This window comes from Catonella sp., from assembly GCF_057250765.1.
Map to the genome: position 1 here is coordinate 1 of NZ_DBHIEC010000032.1, position 17,127 is coordinate 17,127.

The 17,127-nt window shown below is 39.5% G+C and carries 12 protein-coding genes and 1 tRNA gene; 9 read left to right on the top strand and 4 right to left on the bottom strand.

Annotation, left to right across the window (positions count from 1 at the left end; translation table 11 throughout):
* Positions 1-272: 272 nt before the first annotated feature.
* The 3 genes from ACO6HM_RS11925 to ACO6HM_RS11935 all read right to left on the bottom strand — a co-directional run bounded on the left by ACO6HM_RS11925 (position 273) and on the right by ACO6HM_RS11935 (position 3,214).
* Positions 273-995, bottom strand: a complete 723-nt coding sequence (locus ACO6HM_RS11925; RefSeq protein WP_485391250.1) for a hypothetical protein — start codon at positions 993-995, stop codon at positions 273-275.
* Positions 996-1,112: 117 nt separating this feature from the next.
* Positions 1,113-2,525: a sensor histidine kinase gene (locus ACO6HM_RS11930; RefSeq protein WP_485391251.1), complete on the bottom strand. Its 1,413-nt coding sequence runs from the start codon at positions 2,523-2,525 to the stop codon at positions 1,113-1,115.
* The gene (locus tag ACO6HM_RS11935) at positions 2,522-3,214 is read right to left on the bottom strand and encodes a response regulator transcription factor (protein WP_485391252.1); all 693 of its coding nucleotides are present in this window, start codon (positions 3,212-3,214) and stop codon (positions 2,522-2,524) included. Before ACO6HM_RS11935 ends, ACO6HM_RS11930 begins: the two co-directional genes overlap by 4 nt.
* A gap of 196 nt (positions 3,215-3,410) precedes the next feature.
* Here ACO6HM_RS11935 and ACO6HM_RS11940 point away from each other — a divergent pair, with 196 nt between their 5' ends.
* The 6 genes from ACO6HM_RS11940 (at position 3,411) to ACO6HM_RS11965 (ending at position 13,820) form a co-directional block, all read left to right on the top strand.
* A complete protein-coding gene (locus ACO6HM_RS11940; protein ID WP_485391253.1) occupies positions 3,411-4,919 on the top strand; it encodes a TIGR02677 family protein in 1,509 nt (502 codons plus the stop codon).
* Positions 4,894-6,024 (top strand): TIGR02678 family protein, encoded by a 1,131-nt coding sequence (locus ACO6HM_RS11945; protein ID WP_485391254.1) that lies wholly within the window; start codon positions 4,894-4,896, stop codon positions 6,022-6,024. The genes ACO6HM_RS11940 and ACO6HM_RS11945 overlap by 26 nt, the downstream gene beginning before the upstream one ends.
* Before the next feature lie 111 nt (positions 6,025-6,135).
* A complete protein-coding gene (locus ACO6HM_RS11950) occupies positions 6,136-10,221 on the top strand; it encodes a TIGR02680 family protein (protein WP_485391255.1) in 4,086 nt (1,361 codons plus the stop codon).
* Positions 10,222-10,223: 2 nt separating this feature from the next.
* Positions 10,224-11,504, top strand: coding sequence for a TIGR02679 domain-containing protein (locus tag ACO6HM_RS11955; protein ID WP_485391256.1), 1,281 nt, complete (start codon positions 10,224-10,226; stop codon positions 11,502-11,504).
* A 135-nt stretch (positions 11,505-11,639) separates the two neighbouring features.
* Positions 11,640-11,858, top strand: a complete 219-nt coding sequence (locus ACO6HM_RS11960) for a cation transporter (RefSeq protein ID WP_485391257.1) — start codon at positions 11,640-11,642, stop codon at positions 11,856-11,858.
* A gap of 75 nt (positions 11,859-11,933) precedes the next feature.
* Positions 11,934-13,820 carry a heavy metal translocating P-type ATPase gene (locus ACO6HM_RS11965; protein WP_485391258.1) on the top strand — a complete coding sequence of 629 codons (1,887 nt, stop codon included), beginning with the start codon at positions 11,934-11,936 and terminating at the stop codon, positions 13,818-13,820.
* 62 nt (positions 13,821-13,882) lie between these two features.
* Here ACO6HM_RS11965 and ACO6HM_RS11970 read toward each other — a convergent pair whose 3' ends face one another.
* On the bottom strand, positions 13,883-14,707 hold the full coding sequence (locus ACO6HM_RS11970) for an alpha/beta hydrolase (protein ID WP_485391259.1): 825 nt from the start codon (positions 14,705-14,707) through the stop codon (positions 13,883-13,885).
* A 153-nt stretch (positions 14,708-14,860) separates the two neighbouring features.
* On the opposite strand from ACO6HM_RS11970, the gene ACO6HM_RS11975 reads away from it, so the two are divergent.
* The 3 genes from ACO6HM_RS11975 to ACO6HM_RS11985 all read left to right on the top strand — a co-directional run.
* Positions 14,861-14,932 (top strand) — tRNA-Arg (locus ACO6HM_RS11975).
* Between the two features lie 339 nt (positions 14,933-15,271).
* On the top strand, positions 15,272-15,979 hold the full coding sequence (locus tag ACO6HM_RS11980; RefSeq protein ID WP_485391260.1) for a hypothetical protein: 708 nt from the start codon (positions 15,272-15,274) through the stop codon (positions 15,977-15,979).
* Positions 15,980-16,456: 477 nt separating this feature from the next.
* Positions 16,457-17,127: PDDEXK nuclease domain-containing protein (locus ACO6HM_RS11985; protein WP_485391261.1), on the top strand; the 671-nt coding region annotated here is incomplete at its 3' end.

Below are 17,127 nucleotides of genomic sequence, written 5' to 3' on the forward strand. Positions count from 1 at the left end.
ATTCTCTTGCAAGCAAGCTTGCATCGAATTTTTATACTTTTGACACTTGTATCATATACATTATCGCATACGAAATGCTTTAAGACAAGAGTAGAAGTCAATTATAGGACAAACCAAGGGTTACGCCCTAAGATAAGGCGTAACCCTTGTTACTGTATTTTCCACATACATTTTTTATAATACAGGTGTTAACGGTATATAACTCTGTTAGGAGGTATTTGTAAGAGAATTTGCTATCCGTTAACACCCACATTATCCCTTAGAGGTTAAGGCTAGTAAGCCATTACATCGCAGAAACCAAAGTTTTCTTTGAATTTCTTGCCGAGTTTGTCTGCTAAAGGCTGCATTTTATCCGTAAGCTTCTCTGAATCCTCATACAGAGAGTCAAGCTTAGCATTAAGTTCCTTTGTAGCCTTTTCAACCTTGTTATAGAGCTTGTCATATTCTACAACGAGAGCATCGATTTCTTTCTGAGTCTTGATAAGAGTTTCTTTTTCCTTGTCGGTAAGAGCCTTTGAAGACTTGATAAACTCTATATTATCTTCTATCTCAAGATCCTCATCAGTTGCATTATCATATATCTTGTTCCAAAGCTTTACATGCTTGTTGGAAAGAACATCAAACTTATCTTCTATCTCCCAGTTGTTGGTAAGCTTATTTGTAACCGTATCTATCTGTTCGTAGGTTTTGTCGATGTTCTCAAGTGTGGTTAAGAGCTTCTTGTAGTTCTCGGTCAAGGACTGCTTTTCAGCCTGTGTGAGCTTGCCATCATTTTTTAAGAAGTTCTCAAGGGCCTTCATCTGATCAGCCTTAGATGGCATATCACTTGGATAAGCAAAGAAATCTTCATCGGTTTCCATAAAATCCATATCCTTATCTACCATTTTGTTACTTGAAGGTTTCTTTTCCTCAGCCGCACGAGCTGTGCTTAATCCGGAAGCTGCTCCTGATACAATCAAACTTCCTGCTACTAATAAAATCGCTAATTTTTTCATAATATTTACCGTCCTTTCTATATCCACGTTATTCTTGATAACTTAGGTGTTATCCTTTATCTGTCTGTAGTATAACTTAGAAATTCAGGTAAAATCTCCTTAAAAATGTAAGGAGTTCTAGGAAAAAGTGTGGGAAATCTGTGGCAAAGTGAGAGTAAATACAGTTCCATTTTCCCCGGAATCCACTTCCAGCCTGCCTTTGTGTAGCTTTGCAATATCGCTTGCCATAGAAAGCCCTATGCCAAACTTACCTCCCTTTCCCTTATAAAACCTCTCAAAAATATGTGGAATATCCTCTTTGTCTATGCCGTCTCCATCATCAGAAACCTTAATAATCGTCTCTTTATCAGAAGCTTCACAAGAGAGTTTAATCTCTGATTTTGCATATCTTATCCCATTTGAAAGAAGATTGGATATAAGCCTCTCAATTAGCTTAACGTCAGCAGATACGATTGATGCTGTCTTGGTTTCACAGATGATATTTACATTTTTTTCTTTAGCCATAAGCCTGAAATTATCTGCCGCTTCAGCGATAATTGCCGATATATCTACATCTTCAAATTCAGGCTCGCAAGCCTCCATCTTGGAAAGGAAGAGGATTTCATTGATAAGGTCAGCCATTTTTGCGCTTTCCTTTAGGATGACATCTGTTGCCTCCTCTTTAGGTATGACATGGTACTTAATCCCCTCTGCATAGCCCTGAATGGACATTAGAGGAGTTTTAAGCTCGTGGGAGGCATTTTGAAAAAATCTCTTTTGTATGTTTTCACTTTCCGCAAGCATTTCAGACATTTCATTCACTGTGGTTATAACAGCCTCTATCTCAGAGTAATTGGACTCGGGACTTGCAACCCTTTCCCTGTCTTGCTTACCGATAGAAAGGAGGTAGCTTTTAAGAGCCTCAAAGTCCTTATTAGCCTTCCTTGTGGTAAGGAAGAGAAAGAAAATGGAGCCAATGCCAGAGAGCACAAGGGCTGCCATAAGCACCAGATTGACCCTGTCTATGAACTTTTGCATAGGTGTGATATTGATATAAAAGAGTACATAGTAGTCCTTGCTATCCTTACTTTCCGCATCGGGAACGAAGACATCATTTTCAATAACTCCCTTATAGTCCCTTGCCTGAACCAGATAAATATTGTCATTCACATTCAGCTTGTGGTGGGAATCCTTGTAGGAGTCAGGGCTATCCGCTATCATTTCAGAGAGAGCTTTTGCTGTCTTTACCTCATAATCGTAGTACCAAGGTGGCGCGGGGAAGACGAGATTGCCGCCTTTATCTATAACGAGGTGCATGACAGGCACAATGAGGGCTGTATCTTCAGTTTCTTCGCCTTCTTCATCCTCACTTTCAGCAAAAAAGGTTACGCTTCCTATATTGTCCATTTCATTTTTGAGGGCATCACTTGTAAGTGCCTTTATATACTGGTCAGAAATAACCTGAAAGAGGATAAATACGGCAAGAAGCGAAAATAATACTATAAATGAGGGTACAACAAAGATTCTGTGTAATAGTTTTTTCTTTTTCATACTCCCTCCGATAAGGTCAGCTTGAAGCCAAAGCCCCAGATAGTTTCTATGTGAACTCTGCTTCCTGCATCTTTTAGCTTTTTCCTAAGTCTCTTCATAGTATCGTCAGTAACCCTTGTTTCGACCTCACTGTAGCCCCAGATATCGGAAAGGAGTTTATCCCTTGATACTGCCTTTTCAGGGGTGGAAAGCAAGAGGGAAAGCACCTGAAACTCAGTCTTAGTGAGCTTAAGCTCATTGTTAAGAACCTTACTGGAAAATGAGGAGGCATCAAGGGAGAGGTCTCCGAAGCTTTTGACATCCAAGCCTCTTTCGGTCTCTGCCTTGCCAAGCTTACTTAGTATTGCATTTACCTTGAGTGTTAGCTTAAGCGGTGAAAAAGGCTTGGTGAGATAGTCATCACAGCCTGCCATAAAGCCTGTCATAAAGTCCGCATCCGTATCCCTTGCAGTAAGTAGGAGAATGGTGATGTCCGGATAGGCTTTCCTTATCCTGCTGCAAGCGGTAAAACCGTCAATCCCCGGCATCATTACATCCAATACAACTATATCAGGGACTGAATTATCAAGCTCTGTGAGGAGAGAATCTCCATTTTCAAAAAGCCTGACCTCGTGCCCTGCATCTTCGAGGAATTTGCCAAGTAAATCCCTGATATTCTTTTCATCATCAGCTATAAATATTTTTCCCATAGTAACTCCTTAAAAAGTTGTTATTACTATAGTGGCACATTTTTAGGGAAATTACAAGAAAGATAAGTCTGGTAAGCTAAGCTAAAACAAAGTTTAGAAAATAGGCTCTAAAGTTATGTTGTAAAACCAAGGTATTTGCCATATAATAAGCGTATGATTAGTTAAGAGTTTATATAACTTGAGAAGGGAAACGCTTATGAAGGTCAGTGAGATTATTAAGAAGCCTGTAGTGGAGGCGAAGTATCTGAATGTGGATAATTCCGACAGGTACCGCCCCATTATCAGGCTTTTTTATTTAAATTATGAGAAATTGAAATATTGGTTATATCAGGAAGAGGTTTTTGAGGAACTAAAAGAAGATGCATATTTTGCAGAATACAACTTAGAACAGTGTAAGCAGGACTTAAAGACTCTCACTGAATGGGGCAATCTTCTAGCTATGCAGGATACAAGAAGGGCAGCAACTCTGGAAGAATTTGCCAATAAAAAATTCCGTTATCAGCTATCCGAGACAGCAGTAGAAATAGAGCGAATGATAATAAGGATTGAGAATCTCTTCATAGAAAGCTCTTCCTTAGAGCCTAGCCTGCTTGAAAGAATAAGGATGAGCCTTGCAAATCTTCCTTCGATGTTAGAGGAAGATGATGAGAAGCTGTATTCGTATTGGAATGATTTAAACAATGACTTTAAGAGGCTTAATCAGAACTATCAGGACTATATGAGAGAGCTAAACAGTGTAAAGGCTGAAAACCTCATGCGTACAAAGGAATTTTTGGTGTTTAAGGATAGATTGATTGAATATTTGAGGAATTTTGTAAAGGGGCTCCAGACAAATGTAGGGATTATTGAGGCTATCATCAAGGGGTTTGAGGAAACAACAATAGAGTCGCTTATTAACAGGATATTTCAGTATGAACTATCAATACCGAGGCTTGAGGCTGTTGTGGATACGGCGATAATTCTTGATAATATAGAGGGAAGATTTAAGAGTATTAAGGACTGGTTTGTAAGTGATAGTAGCAAAGAGTCAGAGGTAGTTAAGGTATTTGATACAACCAATGAGATAATCCGCAAAATAACGGGTTATGCAGCGAGGATAAGCGAGAGCGGGGGCAGCAGTGCCAACAGGAGGGAAGAATATAAAAAGCTGGCAGAGATATTTTATGAATGTGAGGATATAAATGAAGCTCACTGCTTTGCAGGACTTGTCTTTGGTACAGAGACAGTACTTCACTTAAAGGGAATAGAAGAAAGGCAGACAGAGAGCATAAACAGCGGAGTATATGAAGAAAAGGCTTCTATAAAAACTGTTATACCAAGGGTTAGGACTTATAGGGAAAAGGCAAAAAGAAGCGGAATTAAGGATAACTATAAGGAAAAAGAAGAACTTAGGCTTGCAACCATAGAAAAGCTTGCAGCTGAAAGAGAGCTCTTAAAAAGCTATATAAAAGACGGAAAGCTTGTATTTAAGGACTTACCTGAGATAACTCCTTTTGTGAGGGACGTATTCTTAACTTGGATATCAAAGGCCCTGGAAAATAAAGATGGCAGGGCTAAGACTGAAGAGGGTAAAAGGTTTAGGCTAATATACCCTGTTAAGGATGAAATGTGTGAGATTAAAAGTGAAGACGGAGTGTTGTATATGCCGTCTTATGAAATTATATTTGAGGATGAAATAGATGAAAGCGTTGGAAGTATTGCTTAGTAAAAGATGGATATTAAAGTCAAAGGATAGGGAGCTGTATTACACTATAAGAGATGAGTTGCCTAAGTTTAAGCAGTTTTTGATAGAGAAGCTTGGATTTCAGGTGATTGTCAATCCATATCTTATAAAGCTTGAGAAAATCCCCGCTGTAGCTGAAAGCTGGATGGGAATAAGGGAATTTGGCGACAAGATGGAATATGTGATTTTCCTGACTACCCTTATGTTTTTAGAAGAAAAGGATATGGGAGAGCAGTTTGTCCTTTCAGAGCTTACAGAATACATACAGACAACAGTAGAGGTGGAGCAGATTGACTGGACGGTCTACAGGAGTAGAAAGTATCTTGTCAAAGTTATGAAGTATCTGGTCTCATCAGGAATATTAGAGCTTAACGATGGAAATGAAGAAGACTTTGCTAAGGATGGGGTAAGTGAAGTGCTATATGAAAATACAGGAGCATCCAGGTATTTTGTAAGGAATTTCACTAAGGACATATCAAACTTTACGTCCATATCTGAATTTGAAGAGGGAGACTTTATAGATACTAACGAAGACAGGGGAATAGTGCGCAGGCAGAGAGTCTACAGAAAGCTGTTGCTCTCGCCGGGGCTTTATAGGAATGAAGAGACGGAAGAGGATTTTAACTATATAAGAAATTTCAGGGGAATAATAGCAGATGACTTTGAGGGACTGTTTGACTGCAGTCTTCATTTGCATAAATCAAGCGCATTCCTGGTGCTAAATGAGGGTTCAAGGCTTGGGAGGTCATTTCCTGAGGATAATACTTTGTCTGATATAGTGCTCCTTGTAAATGACCTGATTCTTAAGAGAATAGATGAAAATAAACTTACACCGGGTATAGATGAAAGCATTATTTTATCGCTAGAAAGCTTTGATGAATTGATTGAGGAAACGAAGAGGCTGTATGGAAGCGGATTTGCAAAGACCTACAGAGATATGACAACTAAGGAAATATGCACTGTGGCAGCAGAGTATATGAAGGAGCTTCAATTTGTAGAGTATATTGGCGGCGATGTAAGAATCAATCCAATCGTAGGTAAGGTGGCAGGAAGATATCCAAAGGATTATTTAGCAACAGATGTGTAGACGGACACTGTATAGATATAGTAAAAAGCAGCAGTTATAAGTGAAGAGGTTTGCACTCTTAGCAATAAGTTTGGTGTAGCGGTGTGGAATAGGAAAAGTAAGGAGAGGCAGATGAATAGCAACTGGAAGATAAACAGAGTAGGTCTTGTGGATTTTTGGTATTATGATGACGAGGAATTTGTGTTTGATGATGGGAGGATGCTCCTTAGGGGAGCGAATGGCTCAGGTAAGTCTGTAACCATGCAGAGCCTCATCCCACTGCTTTTAGATGGGAATATGAGGCCTGAGAGGCTTGATGCCTTTGGTACAAAGGCAAGGAAAATGGAGAACTATCTTCTTGAAGAGGATGATGACAGACAAGAGCGCACAGGTTATCTCTATATGGAGCTTAAAAGAGAAGAAAATGAAGAGTATGCTTCATTTGGTATAGGTATAAGAGCAAGAAGAAATAAATCCTTAGAGTCGTGGTATTTTCAGATTACTGACAGCAGAAGAATAGGGAAAGATATACTTTTGTACAAGGAAATGGATGGCAAGATTACCCTTTCAAAGACTGAGCTTAAAAACAAGTTAGCAGAGGGCGGAAGGGTGATGGAGAGCCAGAGTGAGTACTTGACTGCGGTAAATAAGACACTTTTTGGATTTGAAAATGAAGATGAATATAAGGAACTTATAGATATACTTATAAGGCTTAGAGCGCCAAAGCTGTCTAAAGACCTCAAGCCCACCCTTATAAGTGAGATACTTAGCGGTTCTTTGCAGCCTCTTTCAGATGATGACTTAAAGCCTATGTCAGATGCAATTGAGAAGATGGATGAGACTAAGCTAAACCTCGAGAATCTGCAGGATAGCCTCGCTTCGGCGAAGCAGATAGAAAAAGTATATAAGCTATATAACGAAGTTGTGCTTTTTAACAAGGCAGGCTATCTTTTGGAAGCGGAAGGTGATTACAAGAAACTTAAAAAAGAAGAAACAGAGAGCCAAAAGAGGCTTGAAGACGTAAAAAGGGAGATTGAATCAAAAGACACTGCGTTAAAAGAGCTTGAGAGTGAAGAAAACAGATTAAGGGAAGAGAAAAACTCCTTAGGAAGTGAAGAGATAGTAAAGCTTAAGGAAAATGAAGGAAGACTTGAAGGCAAAGCCCTGTCTTTGGAAGATACCATAAAGGATAAAGAAAAGAGGGAAGAGGATAAGAAGGAAAGGGAAAGAAGCTTACAAAAGGAGATTAGAGAAGATAAAGATGAGGCGGAATCGTTGTGGGAGGCTTGTGAGTCTATCCTTAATGATATGGATGATGAACTTGAGTCAGTACCTTTTGATGATTTTGCTTTTATGAGGGAGGAGTTTGAAAAGAATAAAAATGAAAAATATTCTTTTGAGCCTCACACCAAGACCTTTGAAGACTATGCGTTAAAGGCAAAGGAAGGAAAGAGGCTTCTTGAAGAGGAGGCAAAACAAAGTGATAAATATGACAGAGTCCTAAAAGTCTTTGATGAATATAAGAGTAGGCAGGATGATTTAGAAAAGACTGAGAGGCAGTGTGAGACACTCTTACATGATGAAAAGCAAAGGCTTACGGAGGAGGTATATGCCTGGGAAAAGGGGAATGTAGAGCTACATGTCGATACTGCACATTTACAGAGTATAGAAAGAGAAATAGAATACTATGACGAGAACAAGAATTATTTTGATATAAAAAATATCGTAAAGCCCGCTTATGAAAGAGTTTATGGAGAAATCTTTGAGAAGAAGCTAAGAATAGGTAATGAGATCCAGGCTCTTAAAGAAGAAATAAAAGGTAAGGAGAACGAATTATTAGAGTGGCAGAATAAAAAAGACCCTGAGCCATTAAGAGCGGAAAGTGTAATAAAAAATAGAGAAAAACTAAGGTCAGAGGGCATTGAATTCTTAAACTTTTATAAGACGGTGGACTTTGCAGCAAACCTTGCGGAAGACGAGAGAAACAGTCTTGAAGAGGCTCTGTTTGACATGGGAATCCTTGATGCTATCATAGTTTCGGGTAAGGATAGGGAAAAGGTATTAGCTTTTGACAAGGGAGTTGGTGACAGGTATATATTTGATGATGTTAAGGCTGTAAATGATAATATACTTAACAAATTTGAAATCGAGGAAGAGTATAATAATATCTTCTCAAATTTTAAGATAAATGCAGCTCTTTCAAGCATTTCCTTAAAGAAAACCGAAAATAGCGGAACTTGGATAGGTGAAAACGGAAGCTATGGACTTGGAGTAATAGAGGGAAAAACCACGGGAGGCTATAAAGCAAGCTTTATAGGTGTACTTTCCAGAGAAAACTACAGGATTAAAAAAATAAATGAGCTTGAGAATGATATTAGGAATTTACAGGAGGAAATAAGGCTTAAGGAAGAAAATCTTAGGATAATACAGGCTAGGGAGGAAGAGCTTAATAAGGAATGGGAGAGTTTTCCAAAGCCTGACAGTATGAATACAGCCCTTGGAGAATTAAATAAAGTAAGGGAAAGGCTTAGGGGGATATTAGAGGATATAGCAAGGCTTAAAACAGAGCTAGACAGGGAGAAAAAAGCTTTGGATGAAATAAGGCTTGCAGCCAGTGAAGCCTGTGGAAAATGCTATGTAAAGGCAAACCTTCGCCTGTTTGAAGAACTTAATACAGCCCTTGAGGATTATAGAGTTCTGCTTGTTAATCTATCTTCTTCACACAAAGGATACCTTGCAAAGCTTGACTTGATATGCTTGAAGGAGACAAATCTTCTTGAGGTAGAAGAGTACCTTGACAATATACGCTATGAACTCTCTACAGACAGGGCGGAGCTTAAGGACGTAAGAGCAAGGCTTGATTCGGTAAGGGAGCAGTTAAAGCTTACTGATTATGATAAGATAAAGGATAGGATTGACAGTATAGAAAAAAGGCTTAATGAGATACCGCCGGTAAGAACGGAAGCCTCTATGACACTTGGAAGGAGAAAACAGGAAGAAGCTGACATCGAAAAGAGTCTTGAAGGATTTAAGCCACAGCTTGAGTCAAAACTAAAACATAGAGATGATATGGAAAGAGCCTTTAAGGATGAGCTAAAGTTAGGGCTTGTAGAGGTACTAGATCTAAGTGAAGATGTGTTAAAGCTTGCAGAAAGGCTTAGACTAAGCCTAAGAGAGGCGGTGGGCGATACAAGGCAGGAAGATGTATTTGGAAGATTGCAGGAAACCTTCCATAAATACAGGGGAGGACTTACCAGATATAACGTAAATATGAGATATCTATTTACAGGGGAAACTGTGGACTACGGCAGTGTTAAAAACGTGAAAAGGCTTGATATCTCCGCAAAATACAAGGGAAGCCAGGTAAAATTCGGTGGCCTTGTAAGTGCACTTGATGGTGAGGTCTTGGAGCTTTATAACATCCTTAAGGAAAGCGACAGGGAAATATATGAAGACATATTGATAGGGACTGTGGGTAGGAAGATAAGGGCAAAGATTCGTCTTGCAGAAAAATGGGTAGGAAAGATTAAACTCTTGATGGAATCAATGGAAACCTCCAGCGGTTTAACCTTAAGCCTTGCTTGGAAGCCCAAAAAGGCAGAAAAGGAAGAGGAGCTTGGGACGAAGGTACTGGTTGATATACTTATGAGGGATGAGGAGATACTTAGACCTGAGGACTCCGCAAATCTGTCGGGGCATTTTCGCTCTAAGATAAATGAAGCAAAGAAGGCAGCAGAAGAATCTGGCGGAATGAAGAGCTTTTATGCGGTAATAAGGGATATACTTGACTATAGAAAATGGTATGAGTTTACTTTGATGTATCAGAGGGCAGGAGAGAACAAGAAGGAGTTAACAGATAGGGTATTCTTTACCTTTAGTGGTGGAGAGAAGGCTATGGCCATGTATGTGCCGCTGTTCTCTGCTGTTGTTGCCAAGTACCAGGGAGCAAGAGAAGATGCGCCTAGACTCGTGGCGCTGGATGAGGCCTTTGCAGGAGTTGACGAGACCAATATCAGGGATATGTTTAGGCTGATGTCGGAGTTTGAGTTCAACTTCGTGATTAACTCACAAAGTCTGTGGGGAGATTATGATACTGTTCCTGCTCTAGCCATATATCAGCTTGTAAGACCTGAAAATGCTAAGTATGTAACAGTTATCAGATATAGATGGAATGGAACAAGGAGAGAGTTGGTTGACGGTATAAGTGAAAGGGGCTAATTTTGTCTGAGATAAATGAAGCGGTAGAGTATTTTAAGAAAAAACCCGTCTATGAAAAGCTATTTAATGAATTTAAAAAGAAATATGAAAGTCATGGAAAGATAGGCGGGATAGCAGTGCTTATAGGACTTAGCACGGGTGATAAAGAGGATATATCAAACTTTTTGATGAAGGACTTTACATCAGAAGAAGAGGTAAGAGTTTCTGCAAAATCATTTGAAAAGGCATTACAAAAAAGCAGATTTAGTAGTCTAACTACCCTAGATATAATTACCCACTACTTTGGGATAAAGCTTCGTACCAATAAAGAAAAGAGCGAAGAGGACGTGGGCAAAAGGGCAGAATATCTGGCAGAACTAACGGGATATACAGATAAAGCGTATATAAAGGAGTGGTTAACAGGGGTATTTTGCACAGGTGCAGATGGTGCAGTGGTCATTGCAAGGAGCTACAATGCAGATAAAAACGAGCTTAAGATTATTTTACAAAAGCTAATTAAAGCAATTCCTATGCTGCCTTACTTTCAGGGAGGTAAAAAGAAAGAACTTCTTGCTGTGTTTGCCGCACAAGCTGCCGGGAATCCGCATTTCTTTGATGATAACACCTTGGCAGGGAATCTTCTTACAGCATTTCTTAGAGATTATTTTCGCTTCGGATATGAGGATGATTTATCAGAAGCTGAGAACAGGAGTAATGTGTTGTTTAAGGCAGGACTTATAAAGGATACTCTGTCAAATGATGTAATAGCTTACGGAATAAGAGGAAGATGCGTGGATGGTAGTTTGCATAAGGGGATGGAAGGCTTTCTTCATCAGAAAGAACCGGTTAAGTTAAGCCTGCTTACACTTGCGAATCTGGAAGAAACATTCACAAACAGCGTAGATAGAAGGATATATATAGTTGAGAATCCGGCAGTATTTTCCATACTTATAAGCCGTTTTCCGGAAAAGTCCTTCGTATGCAGCTATGGACAGATAAGAAGGGCAGTATTTATGCTTTTAGACCTGTTTGACAAAAATATAGTATTTTCTTATGCAGGAGACTTTGATCCTGAAGGCCTTCTTATAGCCGAAAGACTTAAGAAAAGATATGGAGATAGGCTGACCTTTTGGAAGTATGAACCGGACATATATCTAAAGTATATGTCGGAAGAGAAGCTTACAAACCAAAGAATTAAAAAGCTGGACGGAGTTAGGGATGCTGCCCTCCTTAAAATTGCAGAGCTTATGAGAGAAGAGGGGCGTGCGGCCTACCAAGAGAGTATGCTAGAGGAATATTTTTGATAAAACGAAGGGTTATGCACTAAGATAAGTTTTGGTAAATCAGCTTGACAAGATGAAAGAAGAGTGATAGTATAGTGATGACAATTAAACATATATTTAATCGTTTAATAAAAAAGCTGATGAAGGGAGATTATTATGAAGAAAACCTATGAAATCGAAGTTGATTGCGCTAACTGTGCCAACCTTATGGAGGATGTGGCAAAGAAGACTGCCGGAGTAAAGGATGCTTCAGTGAATTTTATGGCTCAGAAGATGCTTGTTGAGTTTGAAGACGGACAGAATGAAAAGGCTGTTATGAAAGAGGTACTTAAGGCCTGCAAGAAGGTGGAGCCTGACTGTGAGATAGATATTTAATAATATCTGAAGTGGGGCAATAAACTCGCTAGAATGCTAAGACTGACTGTAAATAGAAACTTAAAAGGAGGATGTATGAATAAGAAACAGAAAAAAATGCTCATCAGAATACTTATTACAATAGTCCTTCTTGTGGCGCTGAACCTGCTCCACATTAAGGGAGTGATAAACTTAGGTCTCTACCTTGTGACATATGTCATAATCGGCTATGACATACTTAAAAAAGCAGGAATAGGGATACTAAACAGGAGGGTATTTGATGATAACTTCCTGATGGTAGTTGCTACAATTGGAGCCTTTGCCTTGGCTATCTATGAGAAGAGTGCAGACTACAATGAGGCGATTGCAGTTATGCTGTTCTATCAGATAGGAGAGCTTTTCCAAAGCTATGCAGTGAGAAGGAGCCGTAAAAATATCAGCGAGCTTATGGACATCCGCCCTGACTATGCGAATCTTTTGGAAGACGGTCAGATTAGCCGGGTATCCCCTGATGAGGTAGCCATAGGAAGTGTAATTGTAGTTCAGCCCGGAGAAAAGGTACCTCTTGACGGCGTCATTATAGAGGGGAATTCAAGCCTCAATACCAGTGCACTCACAGGAGAGAGCCTGCCAAGAGATGTTAAAGAGGGTGATGAGATTATAAGTGGCTGTATTAATATAAATGGAGTGCTAAAGGTTAGTACAACCAAGGAGTTTGGTGAGTCTACAGTGTCTAAGATACTGGAGCTTGTGGAGAATAGCGGGACTAGAAAGTCAAAGTCTGAGAAGTTCATTTCAAAGTTTGCAATGGTGTACACTCCTTTTGTATGCTATAGCGCACTTGCACTTGCTCTTATCCCTCCGCTTGTGAGAATGTTTTTCTTAAACCTTTCCCCTGACTTTGATGTATGGGTATATAGGGCACTTACCTTTCTTGTAATAAGCTGTCCCTGTGCCTTAGTAATAAGTGTACCTCTTAGCTTCTTTGCAGGAATAGGTGGTGCAAGCAAGGAGGGCATACTGGTAAAAGGCTCGAACTTCCTTGAAACCCTGTCTCAGACTAAGATTGTGGCCTTTGACAAGACAGGAACTCTGACTAAGGGAGTGTTTGAGGTGAGTGCAGTTCATCACAGTGAGATGGAAAATGCTAGGCTTATAGAGTATGCAGCCCTTGCAGAATGCGCCTCCTCCCACCCAATCAGCAAGAGCCTTAAAATGGCTTATGGAAAGGAAATTGACAGGTCTCGTGTGACAGATATCGAAGAGATAAGCGGAGAGGGAGTACTTGCAAAGGTTGACGGAAGTGATGTGGCTGTAGGCAATGGAAAGCTGATGGAGAGACTTAATATTCCTTACCACGAATGTCATTTATCAGGAACCATAGTACATATGGCTATTGCTGGAGAATACTCAGGGCATATTGTAATATCTGACATAGTGAAGCCTAATGCTAAGGCTGCTATAGAAGAGTTAAAAAAAGTCGGAGTAAGAAAGACAATAATGTTAACGGGAGACAGAAAGAAAGCTGCAGAGCAGGCAGCAGAGCTTCTTAGTGTAGATGAGGTACACAGCGAGCTTCTTCCAGCAGACAAGGTATCAAAGGTTGAGGAGCTTTTAAGTGGGAAGTCAGACAGGGACAAGCTTGCCTTTGTGGGTGATGGAATAAACGATGCGCCTGTGCTTACAAGGGCAGACATAGGTATAGCCATGGGGGCTATGGGCTCTGACGCCGCCATAGAGGCAGCAGATGTAGTACTGATGGACGACAACCCTATGCAGATAGCAAAGGCAATTAAAATATCTAAAAAATGCCTTGGAATAGTGCATCAGAACATTGTATTTGCACTTGCAATCAAGTTTGGCTGCCTCTTGCTTGGTGCTGTAGGCATAGCAAATATGTGGTTTGCTATCTTTGCAGACGTAGGCGTAATGGTGATTGCAGTGCTCAATGCTATAAGGGCTTTGAGGGTTAAGGATTTGTAGAATAAAGAAGACTTCTATCCGTACAAAGTAACGGGCAGAAGTCTTTTGCTAAAGCCAGGTATCTATATACTGTATGGTATTCCTTGAAGCCAGTTACAGGATAGCTCCATCCAGTCCTCACAGCGTTTGTTTATACCGAAATTTGTCCCCTTGGCAGCAGTCTCCTCATTTGCAAGGGCAAGACCATGTTCGCCTGTCGGGAAAATATGCAGCTCAACGGACACTTTGTTGTTTATCAGTGCTTCAGCAAATAAAAGAGAGTTCTGCACAGGAACAGCGGAATCAGTCAGTGTATGCCAAATAAATGTCGGAGGCACATTGGCAGTAACCTGGTTTTCTAAGCTTAGGAGTTCTTTAAGTTCAGGGCTCTCCTTTTTACCCATGAGGTTTGTGATACTGCCTCCATGAGTCTTTGTACCTGAAGTTATGACGGGATATGAGAGAATAAGCCCATTTGGCCTGATATCTTCACAGGATAAACCTGTTTCCTTACTTAGCCACTCTTTATCCCAAAAAACACCAAGACTTGCCGCAAGATGCCCTCCTGCGGAAAAGCCGACAATTACAATTTTGTCCTTATTTACATGATATTCTTTTGCATGCTCTCTTATATGAGCAACGCTTATGGCAAGCTCACACAAGGCTTGAGGGAACTCAGCAGGGGCAACGCTGTATCTTAGTACACAGGCATGAAAACCTCTTGCAAGATACTGAATGGCTACTGCCTCGGCCTCTCTGTCTGAAGTGAAGCCATAGCCTCCACCCGGACATATTAAGGCTAAAGGCCTTTCTCTGCATATATCGATTTCCTTTGAATTATCAAGCAGATAGGTATAAAGTTTAGCTTCACCACCATTTACTTTGATTGGAATAGTCTGATTTAACATAATCTTTTGCCTCCTGATTTATATCTATGCCATCTTTAAGTGAATAATAGTCTTTTTCGCTTATGGTGTCAACGGTAGGCAGATACTGATTTTTAATTTCTCTTGACTTTGCGGCCCCGCCTTATTATAATGGTTGAGGTGGCAAAGCCATTTGTTCCCTTAGTTAAATGGATATAACAAGCGCCTCCTAAGCACTAGTTGTGGGTTCGATTCCCGCAGGGAACATTCATTGTAAGCGGTAATGAAGAAAAATCATTACCGTTTTTTTATGCAAAATAGCAGTTTAGAAAATGGATTTGGCACTCGAAGTGACACTTGGATGTCTCTCAAGGTCTTCCTGGCTATGGCTATGATAAATAGCTTAGATACTGCAACAGGTTGTTGCAGTATTTGCCACCAGTGATGGAAAATTTATCGGTAAAGTTAGGGCTTTTCAGGATATTGAAGATCAATTTACCCTGTGGTAGAATATCATTAACAGATTTAAAGCTGTACCACTTTATTCTAAGGAGTGCAAAAAAACGACATAAAAGAAATATATATTTACAAGGGGAGGGATGTAGAGTGGCGAAAATCACGCTAAGTGAAAAACAGAAAGAACTTGATATAGACCTTTGGATCATTATGATTGTTTCACTCATAAGCTTTGTGGTATTTATGATATTTCAAAAAGACATTTATGGCTTCATAAAAAATGAGAAAGTTCCAATATTATCTCGCGTTTTGCTGGCTGCGACATTTCAGTATGGACTTGCAGGCTTTGGAATTACAATTGTTTCCATCTTAAGGAAAGAATCTTTTTTGTCATATGGCTTAAAGACTAGGGGAATGTTTTCGTCTATCTTACTTTGCGTTCTGTGTTTTGTTCCCAATATAATATTTTCTTATTCATTGGGGCAGAGTGACAGATATTTACCCTTTCAGACCGTTTTGACAACAAAAGAAGTTCTTGCAAGTGGTTTCCCTATAAATATAATCGGTATGCTAGCTACAGCAGTTGCCTGGGGGTTCTTTGAGGGCTTTAATTATGTGGTGATAGGTGAAAAGATAAACAGACGATATCCTACAAATTCAAAATGGCTCAATTGGGGTGCGATTGTTTGTGCTATTATGTGCATTTTAATTCATGGAGCTATTGGAGTAACATTTAAAGGGATAATTGAGATGATTACTGTTTTGATTATTGTATATGGAATGCTTATGGTGAAAGAATTTACAGGGAATGCGTGGGGATGTGTATTCGTTTTTGTATTTTTATGGAATGCTTTTTAAAAACATAAAATGAGCATAAGCATCATATTTACAAATCAGAATTTGCCGAACTGATAAAAACCCTTTAGGAACTAAACGGTGCACTTCTGTACTCTCCAGCCGGGAGTATCGTGCGTCCTGCGAAGCTTCATTCCCGGGCGGCAGAGAAAAAACTGCCCGACTGGGAATGTTTCGTCACCTCGTTCCGTCAAGGTAGCTGCCCCCCTTTGCGCCGCTAAAGCGGCTATCCCTTGTGGGCTTGCCGTCCGTAAACAACATAACTGCTGTCCGCCGCCAGCAAGTTTGAAAAAGAAACCTGAATCTGACAAGGAGTTTTGATAGCATGAAAAAGAGATTTCTTAAAATTGTGATAGGGATTGTTTTCGTTTGCATTTTATTCGTTGGATATCTTTATGCAAACAATGACATAGGTATGACTTCGACCAATTTGGAAGCAGATATTCGTTCATCGCAAAAGATTAAAGAGGTGGTAGCTATATGAATAATGAAATAGATAAAATTCATAAAGATGTTTATAGCAGCATTAAAGAATTGATGGATAATGCAAGAAATAGTGTTGCAAAAGAAGTTAATAATATCCTCATTCAAACTTATTGGGAGATTGGGCGAATTATCGTAGAAGATGAACAGGGAAATTCTGATAGAGCCGAGTATGGAAAACAGTTAATAACAGACTTATCAAAGAGGCTTACCAAAGAATATGGAAAGGGATTTTCAAAATCCAACTTATTTAATATGAGAAATTTCTATTTGAGTTTTCCGATTTTCCAGACAGTGTCTGGAAAATTAAGTTGGTCACATTATTGTGAATTACTTTCCATAAGCGATGAGAAGAAAAGAAGTTTTTATGAAAAAGAAACGGTAAGTGCGAATTGGTCTGTAAGAGAGCTAAAAAGGCAAATAAAAACATCATTATTTGAGAGATTATTGCTATCAAGTGGAGATGAAAATAAAGAAAAAGTATTAGATTTAGCTCTAAAGGGAAATGAAATAGCTACTCCAAGTGATGTAATAAAAGATCCGTATGTATTTGAATTTTTAGGATTGCCTGAAGAAAAGCCAATTATGGAAAGTGATTTAGAAAAAGCCCTAATAACTCATATTGAAAAATTCTTGCTTGAACTTGGCAAAGGCTTTATGTATGTAGG